We start from the raw sequence: 17,042 nt of genomic DNA on the forward strand, positions 1-17,042 counted from the left end.
AGTTATTTATTTGAATATGGCTAAATACTATTAAGGAGATGCAAATGGAGACAAATAAAATATTAGACTTAGCTGCAGAAGCTGGTAAAATAATGCTTGAAAATGGAGCTGAAACCTATAGAGTTGAAGAAACAATGATAAGAATATCAAAAGCTCTTGGAGTAACTTCCCTAGATGCTTATGCCACCCCTACAGCCATAATAATTTCAGGTAAGAATGCTGAAAATATAAATATTTCAGTTATAAAGAGAATAATAAACCGAACTTTTAACATAGATAAAATATCTAAGATTAATGATCTTTCACGAATTATAGAGAGAAAACAATTAACTATTGAAGATGTAGAAATAAAACTTATTTCAATAAAAAATAGTCCTTCTTATTCCAGTAGAATTACCTTATTGGCAGCTTGCTTTATTGGTGCATTTTTTACTATACTGTTTGGTGGTAATTTTAAAGATTTTTGGGCGGCTTTTATTATAGCTGGGATCATAAAATATTCTACAAATTTCATATCCAAATTTAAAGTAGATTATTTTTTTACAAACATAGTAGGAGGTGCAGGAGCTGCACTTTTTGCAATTATTTCTTACAAACTTGGCCTTTCAGCCCATTATGATAAAGTTATAATTGGTGACATAATGCTCTTAGTACCTGGTCTTGCAATAACCAATGCCATTAGAGATGCTATGAATGGAGATTTAATTTCTGGCACTGCTCGAGCAATTGAAGCCTTTTTTATAGCTGTAGCTATAGCTGTGGGTACTGGTATGGTTTTTAAAATTTGGTTTGAGTTTTCAGGAGGTATAAATATATGATTATGTATGCCCTTTACTCTTTTATTACATCTTTATGCTTTGCAATAATCTATAATATAAAGGGAAAAAATGTTTTTATAGCAGGTATGGGCGGTGGTATTTCCTGGTTTGTATATTTAATAGTGCACAATTTATATAATTCAAATATATTATCCTTATTTTTAGGTGCCATATCCGCATCTATTTATTCTGAAATAATGGCAAGGCTGCGTAAGGCTCCAGTAACAACTTTTATAATATGTGGTATTATACCTCTGGTACCCGGTAATGGAATGTACTACACTATGTATGAAACTATCCTTGGTAATACAACAAAGGCTACTATTTATGGTATTCAAACTCTAGGTGCCGCCGGTTCCATAGCTATAGCCATTGCTATGGTATCCTCTTTATCAAAGCTTCTGTTTCTGAAGAAAAAGCCTATAGTTTAATATGAAATTCTGAAATAATCCCACAACTCATTGTAAAGTAACTATCTTAAATGAATATTTATTTCTTTTAAGAACGGTCTTATTTAATTATTAAAAATCACATTCTAATAATTATTTTTAATAGTGTAATAGTTAAAAAGCTGTCTCACAATCCATAATGCGTATATATGGATTGTGAGACAGCCTCAGTTTTTCTGTTATATAACAGAAAACTCCTGCTGTGCCGTTTCATGAACTTAAAAGATAACCCGCTCTCAGCAGGTGGGCACCGCCTTCCTGCTTCTTGTTCTTATTTATGTAAATAAGCATCATTTCACAGAAAGAGTTTGGTTCCCCGAAAAAAAGTGTTGGGTCAACATAAATCCAATTCTCGTACACAGTAGGAGTTTTATTCAATTGTTCTTTCTATAAATCTATTATACTACAGTAACTCGATTTTTAAAATGGTAATTTTTATGTTAAACATGGTAAATAAACAGATATTCACCAGTTGTTTACCATATCCTATATTATTCTTATTCTTCCTCTTTTGCTATACTTATACCTAATTCCTGAAGCTGCTTTTCGTCTACTACATTAGGTGCTTCTGTCATAACACAGGCAGCATTTTGATTCTTAGGGAAAGCTATAACATCCTTTATATTTTCTGTACCTGCAAGGAACATTATCATTCTATCAAAGCCATAAGCCAATCCGCCATGTGGTGGTGGACCATATTTAAAGGCCTCCAGTAGGAAACCAAATCGCTCCCAGGCACTTTCCTTTGTAAATCCAAGTACTTTAAACATTTTTTCCTGAAGATCTGTTTCATGTATTCTTATACTTCCTCCGCCTAGTTCTTCTCCATTTAAAACTATATCATAGGCTTTAGCTCTTACTCTTCCTGGATCACTTTCAAGATACTGAATATCTTCATCCATAGGCATTGTAAAAGGATGATGCTCTGCTTGGAATCTATTTTCCTCCTCATTATAGGATAGAAGAGGGAATTCAGTAATCCAAACAAATCTGAACTCTTTATTATCCTTTAACAGTTCCAGCTCCTTTGCGAGGTGTAATCTCAATTCACCAAGAGCTTGAAATACTACGCTATTTTTGTCAGCAACTATTAATACTAAATCATTAGTATTAGCATCCACTGCAGTTATTATGGCCTTTAGCTGCTCTTCTGTAAGAAATTTAGCTATTGGAGATTTTATTTCATTTTCCTTAACAGCTATCCAGGCAAGACCCTTTGCCTTAAAGGTTTTAACAAATTCCCCCAGCTTATCTATTTGTTTTCTCCCCATAACGCCGCAGCCTTCAGCCTTTATAGCCCTTACACTTCCGCCATTCTCCAGAGCATCCTTAAATACTTTAAATTCAGTATCTTTAACCACTTCACTTAAATCACTTATTTCCATTCCAAATCTTAGGTCCGGTTTATCACTGCCATATTTCTCCATGGCTATTTTATATGGCATTCTCTCTATAGGGGTTTTAATTTCTACTCCAGCTACTTCTTTAAATACTCTTTTTAAAAGTTCTTCATTTAGTGCTATTATATCCTCGTCCTCTACGAAAGAAAGCTCCATATCTACCTGTGTAAACTCCGGCTGCCTATTTGCTCTTAAATCCTCGTCTCTAAAGCATTTTACAATTTGGAAATATTTATCAAAGCCAGAAACCATCAAAAGCTGTTTAAAAAGCTGTGGTGATTGAGGTAATGCATAAAACTTCCCATTAAAATTTCTACTTGGTACAAGATAGTCTCTTGCACCCTCAGGAGTACTTTTAGTAAGCATTGGAGTTTCAACTTCTAAAAACTCTTTTTCATCTAGAAAATCTCTTATAATCTTTGCAGTTTTATGCCTTATCTTGAATATGCTCTGCATATCCGGTCTTCTTAGATCAAGATATCTATGTTTAAGCCTTATATTCTCTCCTGCATCTAGATTTTCTTTTATGTATATTGGTGGAGTTTCACTTTCAGATAAAATCTTTATATTTTCTCCTAATAATTCCACCATACCTGTAGGCATATTTTCATTTGGTGCTTCTCTTTTAACTATCTTACCAGTAACAGCTATACAATATTCAGATCTTACAATATCCGCTTTTGTAAAGGCATCCTTGTTTATTTCTTCACCAAATACTACCTGAAGTAACCCTGTTCTATCCCTTAAATCTATAAAAACCAGTCCTCCAAGGTTTCTTTTTCTCTGAACCCAGCCCATAGCTGTAACGGTATTTTCCACATTACTTTCTCTAAGCTCACCGCACATAACAGTTCTTTTAAGACCTTTTAATGCTTCTCCCATATTATTTCCTCCTAAAAAATTAATGAAACTTAGTCTATTTCATCTTTAATACAATATCCTCTAAATCAGTTATATCTACATCCATCTGCTCCCCATCATTCATCCTCTTAAGTTTTGCTTTTTTTTCATTAAGCTCCGACTCTCCCAGTACAATAGTATAAGCAGCCTCAATTTTATTGGAATATTTCATCTGTCCCTTTACATTCCTTGACATGTGATTGCACTCACATTTTATGCCTTTTTCTCTTAAGGCATTTACAATTTTTAATGCCTCTATCTTACTAGCTTTATCCATTGATGCGATATATAAATCTATATAATTAGGCTTTGGAATTTTTATTCCCTCTTCCTCTAAGGTGAGTATAAGTCTTTCAATACCCATTCCAAAACCTACCGCTGGCATTTCTGGCCCACCTATTTCCTGAATTAATCCATCATATCTTCCTCCACCGCAAACAGTAATATCCTTATTTATAATTTCAAATACAGTTTTAGTATAGTAATCAAGTCCTCTTACTATAAGTGGATCTATCTTAAATTCTATGCCAAGAGCTGTAAGATAGCTTTGTAATTTATCAAAGTGTTCTCTGCAATCATCACATATGTAATCTAGTATAACAGGTGCACCTTCTACAATTTTTTTACAATCTTTATTTTTACAATCCAATATTCTCATTGGATTCTTTTCAAATCTTGATTTACATACATCACATAGATCATCATAATTTTCCTTTAAATATGCTTTTAAAGCATCATTATAGGTCTTTCTACACTTTGGACAGCCTATATTGTTTATGTTTAATTTAAGACCCTTTATTCCAAATTCTCTGAAAGCTCTCATGGCAAGACTTATAATCTCTGCATCCAAAGAAGCTTCCTTTGATCCAAAGATCTCTATACCGAACTGATGGTGTTCTCTTAGTCTTCCCTTTTGAACATTTTCATATCTGAAAACAGGGGTAAAATAATATAATTTAGTTGGCTGAGCTTCATTAAAAAGTGAATTCTCCACAAAAGCTCTTACCGCTGGTGAGGTTCCTTCCGGTTTAAGAGTTACACTTCTCCCACCCTTATCTTCAAAGGTATACATCTCCTTTTGAACTACATCTGTAGTATCACCTACACCTCTCTCAAATAATTCAGTACTCTCAAAAGCAGGGGTTCTTATTTCTCTACAGGCATAAGTTGCTGCAATATGTCTTAATTTATCCTCTATGTAGTGCCATTTATATGCATTCTGTGGCAGCATATCTTTTGTACCCTTTGGTGCTTGAATTGCCATTTTGCATCCTCCTAATCAGTATAATTCATTTAGAAATTTTATTTTACTTTCAACTTTTTCTTCTATTCTTTTGGTATATTCCCTTACATCTTTAACATTTGGGAATCTCTCCAATCTATTTTCCTCTAAAAATATAATTTTAGAAACTGCATTAGCTCCTATGGCTATAATAGTCTGCCTTTCCTCAATCATTTCTATATTATATATACATTCCTTATCTAAGCTTGAATAGCCCACATTCTCCATGTTTCCCACCATATTCTTTTGTCTATACATGTAGTATGGTTTAAGGTTTAAAGCCTTAGAAAGCTTTACTGTTTCATCATACATTTTGTTAAGCTCATCTTGCATAGCTACCTTCATATGAATTTTATTCAATATATTTTGATGCAGCTTTGATCCTCTTTTTAAGGACATACCATGAACAGTTAAGCTATCTGGACTTAACTGTAAAATTTCACTGCAGGTATATTTAATTTCTTTTAATCCTTCTCCTGGAAGGCCTACAATTATGTCTACGTTTATGTTATCAAAGCCCAAACTTCTGGCAAGCCTAAATTTATCAATTACATCCTTAGAGTTATGTCCTCTGCCTATAAGCTTAAGGGTAGTGTCATTCATAGTTTGAGGGTTTATACTTATTCTATTAACTCCATATTTTTTTAAAGTGCTAAGCTTTTCCACTGTAATACTATCAGGTCTTCCACACTCCACTGTAAATTCCTTTACATTATTATCCTTTATAAAACTATTATATATCTTAACCATTGTTTCTTCAAATTGTTCATTTGTTATAGACGTAGGAGTTCCACCTCCAAAATACACACATTCTATGGAAAGACCCTTTTTCTTAATATAGACAGACATATTCTCTATTTCATAGTACATTGCCCTTAAATAAGACTCTATTACATCCTCACAGTTTTGTATAGTATCCGATATAAAGCTGCAGTAAAGACATCTTGTAGTACAAAAGGGCATACCTATATATACACTTATGGAATTGGTATCCTTATTGACAATAGACTCTTCAGCCTTTGCTACACCTATGCAAAGCTCTGCTTTATCTGCTCTTGTTAAACTGTGTTCTCTAAAATATCCCCTTATTTCCTCATGGTTTTTTCCATCTTTCATAAGCCTTAATGCTATTTTAGTTGGTCTAATACCAACAAGGGTTCCCCAGGGAATTTCCACATTTGTAATTTTATTTAAATATTTGTACAAAATTTTTTTCACATTTTCTTTTTCCGTCAACTTTTCTTCAAAAATGTAGTTTTCACATATATTATTATATAAAATTTGTATATTATCCTCTTTAATTATAACTTGGTAATCATATTCATCATCATTTACAAATTTTATTTCATCATAAAACAAATGAAATATGTTATATATTTCATATTTAAACTTTTCATTATGGATCTTTATTTTAGTCATATTTTCTCCACTAGCATCCGGCTTTATAGAAAGGGATTGTTATTTTTTTCAAAACCTATACTTGATTTTGGTCCATGTCCAGGATAAACTACAGTATCATCAGGTAATATCATTAACTTATTTTTTATACTATTTATTATTGTGTTATAATCTCCACCTTGAAAATCTGTTCTTCCAATGGATCTGTTAAAAAGAGTGTCACCAGTAAAAACTAAATTGTCTATGAGAAAGCACATTCCTCCGGGTGTATGACCTGGAGTTTCCACACATTTAATTTCATGATTTCCAAATTTGAGCAGATCACCTTCACCAATGAATTTATCTCCATTTTCATCTTGGCTTCCATAAACAGGAACATTTTTATTTATTAATTCTGCATCCTTTTCATTTATATAAACACTGCATCCAAATTCATTTCTAAGTTCACTTACTGCTCCTGTATGGTCTGCATGTCCGTGCGTTAATAAAATCATTTTAACCTCAGCTTGCGAAGCCTTTATATTATTTATAAGCATCTGCGCATCTCCACCGGGATCAATTACCGCTGCTTCATTAATATCCTCATCAACTAAAACATAACAATTGGCATCATAAATGCCTGCAGGTATAATATTAATTTTCATACTTAACCTCCTAATTTTTTGTTCTATATACTTCCATAACACCTCTTAGTTTTTTTATGTTTCTCATAAGTATGTCTAGATGGCTTATATCAACTATTTTAATTTTAAAAGTAATAAAGGCTATATCACCTTTTACTGCTTTTGCACTCATAGATTGAATACTTGTATCCATAGAATTTAGTATCTCCATTATATCTGTCAAAAGTCTTGGCCTATCATCTGCCTTTATCTGAATTTCCGTAACATAAGCCTCATTTCCATTTCCCCAAGCAACCTCTACTATCCTGCTTCCATCCTGCCTTATCAAATTGTGGGCATTTTCACAATCTTTTCTATGGATAGATACCCCTCTTCCTTTGGTTATATATCCAATTATATCGTCTCCTGGCACAGGATTGCAACATTTAGAAAATCTAACAAGTATATCGGTTTCCCCTTTTACTGTAACTCCAGGATTGTAACTCTTTTTTGCCTTTTCTTTCCTGGCTTCTTTGTTTATGTGTTCTTTTATATCCTTTAAAGCTGATTCATCAGCAGCAGAGGGGCTTTTCCCCTGCATGTTTTCCTTAAGTTTTGATACCAGCAAGGATGGCGATGTGGTTCCAATAGCCACAGAGACATAAAGGTCCTCTATACTATTGACATTGTTCTTCTTTAAAATTTGTTCTAAACCAATCTCCTTTATAAATTCAGCAAAATTATAGCCTTGTTTTTTTGCTTCCTTCTCTAGTATTTCTTTTCCTCTATTTATGTTTTCTTCCCTCTTAGCCTTCTTAAACCAAGCTTTTATTTTAATTTTTGCCTGATTACTTTTAACGCTATTGAGCCATTGTATGTTGGGACCTTTTGTTATTCCTGAAGTTAAAACTTCTACTATTTCACCTGTTTTCAGTTTGTAATCTAAAGGTACTATTTTACCATTTACCTTAGCACCTATACATCTGTTTCCTATATCTGTATGTATTTTGTAAGCAAAATCTACAGGTGTAGCTTCAGATGGAAGGTTGATTACCTTACCCTTAGGTGTAAATACAAAAGCCTCATCTTCAAATAAATCTATTTTAAAATTCTCCATAAATTCTTCTGGATTTGTAGTTTCCTTTTGCCAATCCAGCATTTCTCTTACCCATGTAAGCTTAGTGTCAAAATCTGCCTTTACAGGTTCTATCTCTTTGCCATCAGCTCCTTCAGTTATTCCTTCTTTATACTTCCAGTGAGCTGCAATACCATATTCTGCAGTTTTATGCATTTCATGAGTTCTTATTTGTATTTCAAAGGACTTTCCCTGTGGTCCTATAACCGTTGAATGCAGCGATTGATACATATTAGGCTTTGGCATGGCAATATAATCTTTAAATCTTCCTGGTATAGGTTTATACATTGTGTGCACAATTCCAAGAACTGTATAACACTCCCTTATATCTTTAACTAAAATTCTTATAGCCGTTAAATCAAATATCTGATCTAAAGTTTTATTTTTATTTACCATTTTCCTATATATACTATAAAAATGTTTAGGCCTTCCATCTATATCAGCTATTATATTAGCATCTTCCAAATTTTTATGAAGTTCAGCAATTATTCCTTTAATATATTCTTCTCTCTCTACTCTTTTTTCTGCTATATCATCTACCAGTTCATAATACTCATTTGGTTTTATATATCTAAAAGCTAAATCCTCTAATTCCCATTTTATTTTTGAAATACCAAGCCTGTGAGCAAGGGGAGCAAATATGTCTAAGGTTTCTTTAGCTTTTTCCTTTTGCTTCTGCACTGACATATAACGTAATGTTCTCATGTTGTGTAATCTATCAGATAATTTTATCAATATAACCCTTATGTCCTTGGCCATTGCAAGCAGCATTTTTCTTACATTATCAGCCTGTTGTTCTTCTTTAGTTTTATAACTTATTTTTCCAAGCTTTGTTACGCCCTCAACTAAATTTGCCACTTCAGAATTAAATTCTCTTGCAACATCTTCATAGGTATATTCTGTATCTTCTATGACATCATGAAGAAGACCAGCTGCTATAGTATTTTGATCCATACCCATTTCTGCTAGAATGCAGGCAACTTCCTCAGGATGTATAATGTAAGGCTCTCCAGATTCCCTTTTTTGTTTTTTATGGGCATCCATAGCAAAATTATAGGCTTTATTAATAAAATCTTTATCAACATTATAACAGTATTTATCTATTGTTTCCATCAACTTGCTCAGCATTCTGCTTTCTCTCCCTAAAATCAAAGGCTGGTTTAGCAACCAGCCCAATTATTTTTACTAATATTATATATTATAATGTCTATTTTTGCAATTTAAAATTATGTTGCAATAGCTAAGGCATATTCAAAAAATAAATAGGCCAGTCTGCTAGTATATTTTAAATTCTACTGCGTCAACAGAACCCTCTGATAGCCCACTATCATCAGAACCTGTTTCCTTGTTTAATTTAAAATATACGTCACATCTTTGATCTATTATTTATTTTCATATGCCTTAATTTGTCAAAACTAAAACTCATATGTAACCAATGAATTGATATCATATTTTTCTAACTTTTCTCTTCCATTAAGTCCAGTAAGCTCTATGAGAAAATTTATAGAAACCACTTCGCCACCCATTTCTTCAACAAGTTTTGTTACTGCCTCTATAGTGCCCCCAGTGGCAAGTAAATCATCTATTATTGCAACTTTTTGCCCCGGCTTAATAGCATCCTTATGTATTTCAATAACATCTTTTCCATATTCAAGACCATATTCAATACTTAAAGTATCACAAGGTAATTTTCCCTTTTTCCTTGCTGGTACAAAACCAGCTCCCAGTGCATAAGCCAGTGGAGTTCCAAACATAAACCCCCTTGCTTCTGGTCCTACAACTATGTCTATATTTTTATCCTTTAATAACTCAGAAAAAGAGTCTATTGTATATTTAAAAGCTGCTTTATCTTCAAGTAAAGTTGTTATATCCTTAAAACTTATACCTTTTTTGGGGAAATCCTCAATAATTCTAATTTTACTTTCCAAATTCATTTTTATTCCTCCTAAATCAATATACAAAAAGCTTTATACCTAAATAAAATCCCCTTCATCTTTACCGAATTTTGGAAATTATTATCTGGATATATAATACTATATTTTAGACATATAAGTTCAGGCAACGACCATAAATCAGGTAGACCTATTTACTTATTTTTTTAAGACCTCTTTATTTAAGTACTTGGCAATCTGCAATGCTCTATAGCTATCATGAGTAGTAAAGAGTTCTACTGCAATTCTAGCATTGTCAATTCTCCCAACTACGCTTTTTGTAGAAATAACTGACTCAACCAATTTTACTGCCATATCCTCATTAAATTCCTTAAATCTATTAATTTTCATAAGTGCTCTTATTCCATAATTATTAGTATCAGCAAGATGTTCTAAGCCCACATCAACTATGGTTCTATTTTCTTCTTTTATAGGAAATTTACTAGAAATAGTACCAAGCATAGCTAAATCTATATATTTATATACACCTTTTATTTTATAATACATAGAAATTGCTTCACAAAATTTAAATGCAATTCCTGCTGCAGATAAATACTTAAAAGGATATTTGCAAAATTTTTTATTTGGATTTATAAGTATTGCCTGTTTACAATCCTCATAGATCTCATGGTAATCAGTGACAATAACATCAATACCAAGTTCCTTGGCCAATATAATTTCCTGTTTAGAATTACTTCCACAGCCTACAGTTATAAGTAAATCTGCTCCAAGATATCTTATGTAGTCCTTTAAGGATTCACTGCTTATTCTATATTCCTCATCCATATCATCTGGTATGAAATATTCCACATCAGCATTAAGATATTTTAACAATAAAAACAGTATGGATATACCATATATACTGTCTACATCGCTGTAGCCATAAATTATTATCTTCTCTCTATTATTTACTGCCTTAACAACTTTATCTATAGCTTTTTGCATACCGTCCATAAAAAAGGGATTATGAAATTTTAGCTGTTTTAAATAGTGAATATTCTCTTCAATTATCTCCATAATTTATTCCTCCAGCTTTGTAGAAAACATAGTATATTATATATTATAATCCCATATAATACAAACATTTTTCAGAGAAAAATCGAAGTGCCTAAGCAGTCACTTCGATTTAAGTCAATTATTTAGTCTATTTAATAAGCTCTTTTTTATCTATTATTTTTTTATGAGATGATCTCTTTTTAAATAAGTACCATATTGGACTAGCTATAAATATGGAAGAATAACATCCTGAGATTATACCAACTAGTATAGGAATAGTAAATTCCCTTACACCTGGAACAAATATATGTAAGCAAGTTATTGTAACCACTGTAGTAGTTACAGTGCATATAGATCTTCCCACGGTCTGAGAAATACTTGTGTCTGCAATTTCTATAAGTTCTCTGCCTCGCAGCTTCTTTTGATTTTCCCTTATTCTGTCAAATATAACTATAGTATCGGCTATGGAATATCCTATTATAGTTAAAATTGCGGCTATAAAAGGTGTGTTAATTTGCAGATTTCCTATAGCATAAACACTTAATGTAATCAATACATCATGCAAAAGTGCTATTATAGCTGCTATACCAAATTTTAATTCAAATCTGTATGCTATAAAAAATAACATTAAAATTATGGATATTGATAAGGCAGTCACAGCATTTTTTACAAGGTCGTTTCCAATAGTAGCTCCTATCCTTTCCCTGCTTATCAAATCTGAATCCTTTAATTTATATTTATCTTTAATATCATTAAATAATTTTGTAGTATTTTCATCAGAGATCGCTTCACTATTAATTCTTATATCAAGCTCTTTATTATTGGCCTTTGTACTCTCAAATTCATTGGTCTTAACATACTTCTCTATAATCTTATCTGCATCTTGTTTGTTAAAATCCTTATTAATGTTTATCTGCATAAGAGTACCACCCCTAAAATCTATACCGAAATTAAGTCCTCTATAGCACATAAAGCCTATGCCAATTACTATTATAATTATGGAAATGGTAAACCAAATTTTTCTCTTTTCAACAACTTTAAGCATATGTTTACCCCCTCTTTACTCCAAAATGTTTAGGCTTACTTATTAATCCCATATCTATAGACCAATTCAGCAGATGTTTTGTTACAAACAGTGCTGTAAATAAGCTTACAAGTACTCCAATTATAAGTGTCAATGCAAATCCCTTTACAGGACCTAAACCTATGAAATACAATACCAATCCAGCAATTATTGTATTTATATTGGAATCAACTATGGAGGACATGGCATTTTGAAATCCAGCCTTAGTAGCAGATTTTATTGACTTTCCAGCCTTAAGTTCTTCTTTTATTCTAGCAAAAATCAGTACATTGGCATCTACAGCCATACCAACTGTTAAGAGAAATCCTGCTATACCTGATAAAGTAAGAGTGGCACCTATACCTGAAAATACAAGCAACACTAAAAATACATATAATATCAATGCAATATCCGCCATAATTCCCGGGCGTCTAAACCATATAAACATAAGTGCCAAAACTATTGCTATACCTACCAGGCCCGCCCTAGCACTCATAGGAAGTGCAGTAGAACCAAGAGTAGCACTTACAGTTTGAACCTGAACTGCTTTTAGTGTAACAGGAAGAGCTCCTGCACTTATAATATCCGCCTGCTGCTTTGCAGTATCAATTGTATAATTACCACTAATTTGGGCTTTACCATCGGTTATAACTGTATCCACTGTAGGACTTGTAATCTGTTGATCATCCATATATATGGAAATTGCCTGGCCTAAATATTTTTGAGTGGCATCTGCAAATTTTTTAGTACCGCTATCATTTAACTGGAGGTTTATCAGCGGTTTGTTGGTCTGTGGATCTGTACCTACACTGGCACTTTTCACATCGTTACCTGTTAAGATAGTTGAATTATCGGGACCTACAAATTTAAGCTGACCAGTTTTTCCTATTGTATTCAATACTTCATCCGGAGTAATTTTTCCTGGAACATCAATTCTTATCTTGTCAGCGCCCTCTTTAGCTACATTGGTTTCACTTACCCCCATTTTATTTACTCTCAATGAAAGTAACTGAATAGTTCTCTGCATAGTAGCATTTGATACATTTTTATCTGTAATCTGTTCTACTACAGATACTCCACCCTGAAGGTCAAGACCTCTGTTTATAGTCTTACTAAAAGGTTTTATTTCATATGTACTTCCCACATATCCAAAAGCGCCTAAATAGGCTAAAACTGCAATTACTACTATACTCAGTACAAAATAAACTGTACTTCTTTTCTTCATTTTTATCCTCCTTTGTTGACAATATTTTTAGCTATCCATTTAATTATAGTTGTGTATATATAATTAGTCAATATTAGGTAATTTACTATATTAAGCTCCATATTAAATGAATATAGAATCAATATACTTCTCTACGTCATATTACTTTAACTGAAGCTTTTTTATTATGCAATGTAAAATATTCATAACATTTTAATATTGCTATTTATTTTTATATTAATTATTCCATAGTCTTTGCCTTTAATGCTATAGAACATTCTATTCTCTTTTTCTGCATCTTACAGCCTATTTCATAAGGTATATGGATATCTTTATTAAAGTTATAATTATTTGCCTGGCAGCCGCCGCTGCAATAAAATCTAGCCCAGCAATCTATACACTTAGGTTTATTGTATATATGAGCCTCTTTAAACTCTTGAGGAATTTCTTCATTTAAATCCTTATCAAATATAGTACCTAATTTAAAATCCCCATTGCCTACAAACTGATGACAGGGATATACGTCCCCATCTGGAGTTATTGCCACATATTCATGCCCTGCTCCACAACCCGATATTCTCTTGTATACGCAGGGACCTCCCTGTAAATTTATATTAAAATGATAAAACTTAAATTCATTTCCCTCTTTATGCCTCTTAAGCATTTCTTCATACAATTTGTCATATTGCTTAAATATAGTTTCTAAATCTTCTTCCCGTATGGAAAGAGGATTGTCCTCTGGCAGCACCACAGGTTCAATGGAAATTTCTTTAAATCCTAAATCCGCCATATGCTTTACATCTTCAAAAAAATCTGTATTGTTTCTAGTAAAGGTTCCTCTTGCATAGTACTGCTTAGTTTTATCTCTCATAGCTACCATCTTTTTTATTTTAGGCAAAATTACATCATAGCATCCGCTGCCATCTGCTCTTACTCTAACACTATCATTTACTTCTTTTCTTCCATCTATACTTAAAACTATATTTCCCATATTTTCATCGGCATATTTCATTATTTCATCATTTAGTAAAGTTGCATTAGTTGTCATAGTAAATCTTATATTCTTATTATGTATTTTTTCCTGCTGCTTTGCATACTCTACTATTTCCTTAACTGTATCAAAGGCTAAAAGTGGTTCTCCACCAAATAAATCCACCTCAATATTACTTCTTGGTCCTGAATGTTCTATGACAAAATCAATAGCTTTTTTACCAACTTCAGGTGTCATTAACATTCTGCAGCCCTTATATTCACCCTCTTCTGCAAAACAATATTTACATTTCAAATTACAATCATGGGCTATATTTAGACAAAGAGCCTTAATGTAGGACTTTCCCTTTGTTGAATTTCTTGCAATATCTTCATACAGATCTTTTGAATATAGAACCTCTTCCTGAATAAGTTCCTCTATTTCATCATAAGCCTCAGATATTTCTTCTGTAGAATAAACACTTGAAAATTTATCTATAAGCTCCTCCTTTGGTTTTAGACCATTCTCGTCTAATAAATCATAAACCAATTTATCTATTTCATGTACACTTCCTGTATTTATATCTATAACATAATAGTCATTACCCTGAACAAATTTATGAATTAATGACAAAACATTTTCCTCCCTAAAAATAAATTTAAAACAGTAATTAAGGCATCTGAAAATAAATATACCAGTAGAAAAACCAGCTATTTATTTACGATGCCTAAAATGTTACTGCTTGGATTAAATTAATTATTTTTCACAAGCTAAATTTGCCACAGTGCATGAAGTTTTACATGCTGATTGGCATGAATTTGCACACTCTTTACAGCCAGGCTTTTTTAAGCTCTCTTTTATATTTGATTTGTTTATACTTTTTATGTGTTTCATGAAAATTCCTCCATTCAATAAATTACTTGCTCAATTATAACACAATAAGTATTTTAAATAAAGTCAATCTATATTAATTCCCAGCATTCCTGCCAATATACCCACAAATATGCATAATCCTAATCTAGATAAATCTTTTACTGTTAACATTGCATCTCTGCTCTGGGCAACAATGGCTACTAAATAAAATATTAAAAAATAAATTAATGCCACCATAAGTCCGTTTAACCAGCCTTTTTTACCTGTTTTTCTAGAAGCATAAACAGAACCATATACTACACTTAAAAGAGTTGCAATGATAATAAGTAAAGAAGTAATATTTTCATTAATCTGCACAAAATGGACTACTACTGCATATATAAGTAATATAGCAAGAGTCATAAAAAAGCCCATAAGTACTCCTTCTATAACATTAACATATAGCCCTTTTCTTCTCTTCTCCATAAAAACACCTCCTATCTAATACTATTTATGTAGACAAGAGGTGTTTTATTACTATTTATTTGTTTCTGTTTCTTTTAACTGCGCACTAACAACACCGTTTACAGCGCTCTTTAAAACTTTTATTCTCGCTTTATCAGGACCAGACTGAATAATAACATAATCATTTTGCATATTAACGATCTTACCCATAATCCCACCTGTTGTTACTACTTCATCATTGACCTTTATATTGCTCATAAGATCACTAAATTTTTTCTTTCTTTTCCTTTCAGGCAAGAATATCATCATATAAAATAATCCAAGCACTATCGCCATGTAAATTATAATAACGTAATTTTGACTCATTAATAAAATCCTCCTTTCTAGGCTCTTCCGTCCCACATACTTAATTTTTCTTTTTTTAATTCCTCAAAATAGTCTCCATCAATAGAAGCTCTTATTTCCTCCATAAGGGTATTATAGAAATAAAGATTGTGAAGAACACAAAGCCTTAATGCCAGCATTTCTTTAGCCTTAAATAAATGCCTTATATATGCTCGTGAATAGTTCCTGCAAGTAGGGCATTGACATCCTTCATCTATTGGTGACTCATCCAATTCATATTTTGCATTAAACAAATTTATTTTACCATGTTTAGTGAATACATGTCCATGCCTTCCATTTCTAGCAGGAAGAACACAATCAAAAAAATCTACCCCTCTTGATACAGCTTCTAAAATATTACTTGGCAGGCCCACTCCCATTAAATAAATAGGCTTATGCTGTGGCAAATGTGGAACTACAGCATCAATAATTCTATACATTTCCTCATGAGTTTCACCTACTGCAAGACCACCAATAGCATAACCATCTAAATCAAATTTTGAAATAGTTTTTGCATGCTCAATTCTTATATCCTCATAAACTCCACCCTGGTTTATTCCAAAGAGCATTTGTTTTTTATTTATAGTATCCTGAAGAGAATTAAGTCTACTCATTTCATCTTTACATCGCTGAAGCCACCTTGTAGTTCTCTCTACAGAAGCTTCCACATAACTTCTTGGTGAAGGATTTGGAATACACTCATCAAAAGCCATAGCTATGGTAGAAGCCAAATTGCTTTGAATCTGCATACTTTCCTCAGGACCCATAAAGATCTTTCTTCCATCTATATGAGAATTAAAATATACTCCCTCTTCCTTTATTTTTCTTATATTTGATAGGGAGAAAACCTGAAATCCGCCTGAATCCGTTAATATAGGTCTATCCCAATTCATAAATTTATGCAGTCCACCTAACTGGCCGACTACTTTATCTCCCGGTCTTAAACTTAAATGATATGTATTAGAAAGTTCTACCTGACATTTTATTTCCTTTAAATCCATAGTTGATACTGCACCTTTAATGGCCGCTAGTGTACCCACATTCATAAATACAGGTGTTTGTATAACTCCATGAGGAGTAGTAAACTCCCCTCTTCTAGCTTTACCGGCTCTTTTTAGCAATTTGTACATTATGTTCCGTCTCCTTACACAACCTATTTCAGCTCAATTTAATCAATATAAGATTCATTCATA

Annotated in this window: 16 protein-coding genes and 1 other RNA gene; 2 read left to right on the forward strand and 15 right to left on the reverse strand. The window is 32.4% G+C overall.

The window, feature by feature from the left end:
• The first annotated feature begins 44 nt into the window (after positions 1–44).
• Both ABF633_RS11485 and ABF633_RS11490 read left to right on the forward strand, forming a co-directional pair.
• Entirely contained in the window at positions 45–818 is a 774-nt protein-coding gene (locus ABF633_RS11485; RefSeq protein WP_415523869.1) for a threonine/serine ThrE exporter family protein, read from the forward strand.
• The gene (locus ABF633_RS11490; RefSeq protein WP_415523871.1) at positions 815–1,249 is read left to right on the forward strand and encodes a threonine/serine exporter family protein; all 435 of its coding nucleotides are present in this window, start codon (positions 815–817) and stop codon (positions 1,247–1,249) included. The genes ABF633_RS11485 and ABF633_RS11490 overlap by 4 nt, the downstream gene beginning before the upstream one ends.
• A 208-nt stretch (positions 1,250–1,457) precedes the next feature.
• Here the strand turns inward: ABF633_RS11490 and ssrS are convergent.
• From ssrS to tgt, 15 genes are all read right to left on the reverse strand, one after another.
• Positions 1,458–1,638, reverse strand: a non-coding RNA gene (gene ssrS, locus ABF633_RS11495) — 6S RNA.
• A gap of 126 nt (positions 1,639–1,764) precedes the next feature.
• The gene (gene aspS / locus ABF633_RS11500) at positions 1,765–3,549 is read right to left on the reverse strand and encodes an aspartate--tRNA ligase (RefSeq protein WP_415523873.1); all 1,785 of its coding nucleotides are present in this window, start codon (positions 3,547–3,549) and stop codon (positions 1,765–1,767) included.
• Positions 3,550–3,583: 34 nt separating this feature from the next.
• Positions 3,584–4,831, reverse strand: a complete 1,248-nt coding sequence (hisS, locus tag ABF633_RS11505) for a histidine--tRNA ligase (protein ID WP_415523875.1) — start codon at positions 4,829–4,831, stop codon at positions 3,584–3,586.
• Between the two features lie 15 nt (positions 4,832–4,846).
• Positions 4,847–6,268: a coproporphyrinogen III oxidase gene (locus tag ABF633_RS11510; protein WP_415523877.1), complete on the reverse strand. Its 1,422-nt coding sequence runs from the start codon at positions 6,266–6,268 to the stop codon at positions 4,847–4,849.
• Between the two features lie 23 nt (positions 6,269–6,291).
• Entirely contained in the window at positions 6,292–6,891 is a 600-nt protein-coding gene (locus tag ABF633_RS11515) for an MBL fold metallo-hydrolase (protein WP_415523879.1), read from the reverse strand.
• 10 nt (positions 6,892–6,901) lie between these two features.
• A complete protein-coding gene (locus ABF633_RS11520; protein ID WP_415523881.1) occupies positions 6,902–9,112 on the reverse strand; it encodes a RelA/SpoT family protein in 2,211 nt (736 codons plus the stop codon).
• A gap of 287 nt (positions 9,113–9,399) precedes the next feature.
• Positions 9,400–9,918 carry an adenine phosphoribosyltransferase gene (locus ABF633_RS11525; RefSeq protein WP_415523883.1) on the reverse strand — a complete coding sequence of 173 codons (519 nt, stop codon included), beginning with the start codon at positions 9,916–9,918 and terminating at the stop codon, positions 9,400–9,402.
• A gap of 156 nt (positions 9,919–10,074) precedes the next feature.
• Positions 10,075–10,932 carry a DHH family phosphoesterase gene (locus ABF633_RS11530; protein ID WP_415523885.1) on the reverse strand — a complete coding sequence of 286 codons (858 nt, stop codon included), beginning with the start codon at positions 10,930–10,932 and terminating at the stop codon, positions 10,075–10,077.
• Positions 10,933–11,059: 127 nt separating this feature from the next.
• Positions 11,060–11,956, reverse strand: a complete 897-nt coding sequence (gene secF, locus ABF633_RS11535; RefSeq protein WP_415523887.1) for a protein translocase subunit SecF — start codon at positions 11,954–11,956, stop codon at positions 11,060–11,062.
• Positions 11,957–11,960: 4 nt separating this feature from the next.
• On the reverse strand, positions 11,961–13,199 hold the full coding sequence (gene secD / locus ABF633_RS11540; RefSeq protein WP_415523889.1) for a protein translocase subunit SecD: 1,239 nt from the start codon (positions 13,197–13,199) through the stop codon (positions 11,961–11,963).
• Positions 13,200–13,419: 220 nt separating this feature from the next.
• Positions 13,420–14,781, reverse strand: coding sequence for a thioether cross-link-forming SCIFF peptide maturase (gene scfB / locus ABF633_RS11545; protein WP_415523891.1), 1,362 nt, complete (start codon positions 14,779–14,781; stop codon positions 13,420–13,422).
• Positions 14,782–14,904: 123 nt separating this feature from the next.
• Entirely contained in the window at positions 14,905–15,042 is a 138-nt protein-coding gene (scfA, locus tag ABF633_RS11550; protein ID WP_010233516.1) for a six-cysteine ranthipeptide SCIFF, read from the reverse strand.
• Between the two features lie 63 nt (positions 15,043–15,105).
• Positions 15,106–15,486 (reverse strand): TIGR04086 family membrane protein, encoded by a 381-nt coding sequence (locus tag ABF633_RS11555; RefSeq protein WP_415523893.1) that lies wholly within the window; start codon positions 15,484–15,486, stop codon positions 15,106–15,108.
• Between the two features lie 51 nt (positions 15,487–15,537).
• Complete coding sequence (gene yajC / locus ABF633_RS11560) at positions 15,538–15,831, reverse strand: preprotein translocase subunit YajC (RefSeq protein ID WP_415523895.1); 294 nt, start codon at positions 15,829–15,831, stop codon at positions 15,538–15,540.
• 17 nt (positions 15,832–15,848) lie between these two features.
• The gene (tgt, locus tag ABF633_RS11565; RefSeq protein ID WP_415523897.1) at positions 15,849–16,979 is read right to left on the reverse strand and encodes a tRNA guanosine(34) transglycosylase Tgt; all 1,131 of its coding nucleotides are present in this window, start codon (positions 16,977–16,979) and stop codon (positions 15,849–15,851) included.
• Positions 16,980–17,042 lie beyond the last annotated feature (63 nt).

The sequence above is a fragment of the Clostridium sp. genome, assembly GCF_047718555.1.
Lineage (GTDB): Bacteria > Bacillota > Clostridia > Clostridiales > Clostridiaceae > Clostridium_I.

Coding starts and splice junctions, on each gene's coding strand:
- ABF633_RS11485 (WP_415523869.1), top strand. CDS start 45: ATGGAGACAAATAAAATATTAGACTTAGCTGCAGAAGCTGGTAAAATA.
- ABF633_RS11490 (WP_415523871.1), top strand. CDS start 815: ATGATTATGTATGCCCTTTACTCTTTTATTACATCTTTATGCTTTGCA.
- aspS (WP_415523873.1), bottom strand. CDS start 3,549: ATGGGAGAAGCATTAAAAGGTCTTAAAAGAACTGTTATGTGCGGTGAG.
- hisS (WP_415523875.1), bottom strand. CDS start 4,831: ATGGCAATTCAAGCACCAAAGGGTACAAAAGATATGCTGCCACAGAAT.
- ABF633_RS11510 (WP_415523877.1), bottom strand. CDS start 6,268: ATGACTAAAATAAAGATCCATAATGAAAAGTTTAAATATGAAATATAT.
- ABF633_RS11515 (WP_415523879.1), bottom strand. CDS start 6,891: ATGAAAATTAATATTATACCTGCAGGCATTTATGATGCCAATTGTTAT.
- ABF633_RS11520 (WP_415523881.1), bottom strand. CDS start 9,112: ATGCTGAGCAAGTTGATGGAAACAATAGATAAATACTGTTATAATGTT.
- ABF633_RS11525 (WP_415523883.1), bottom strand. CDS start 9,918: ATGAATTTGGAAAGTAAAATTAGAATTATTGAGGATTTCCCCAAAAAA.
- ABF633_RS11530 (WP_415523885.1), bottom strand. CDS start 10,932: ATGGAGATAATTGAAGAGAATATTCACTATTTAAAACAGCTAAAATTT.
- secF (WP_415523887.1), bottom strand. CDS start 11,956: ATGCTTAAAGTTGTTGAAAAGAGAAAAATTTGGTTTACCATTTCCATA.
- secD (WP_415523889.1), bottom strand. CDS start 13,199: ATGAAGAAAAGAAGTACAGTTTATTTTGTACTGAGTATAGTAGTAATT.
- scfA (WP_010233516.1), bottom strand. CDS start 15,042: ATGAAACACATAAAAAGTATAAACAAATCAAATATAAAAGAGAGCTTA.
- ABF633_RS11555 (WP_415523893.1), bottom strand. CDS start 15,486: ATGGAGAAGAGAAGAAAAGGGCTATATGTTAATGTTATAGAAGGAGTA.
- yajC (WP_415523895.1), bottom strand. CDS start 15,831: ATGAGTCAAAATTACGTTATTATAATTTACATGGCGATAGTGCTTGGA.
- tgt (WP_415523897.1), bottom strand. CDS start 16,979: ATGTACAAATTGCTAAAAAGAGCCGGTAAAGCTAGAAGAGGGGAGTTT.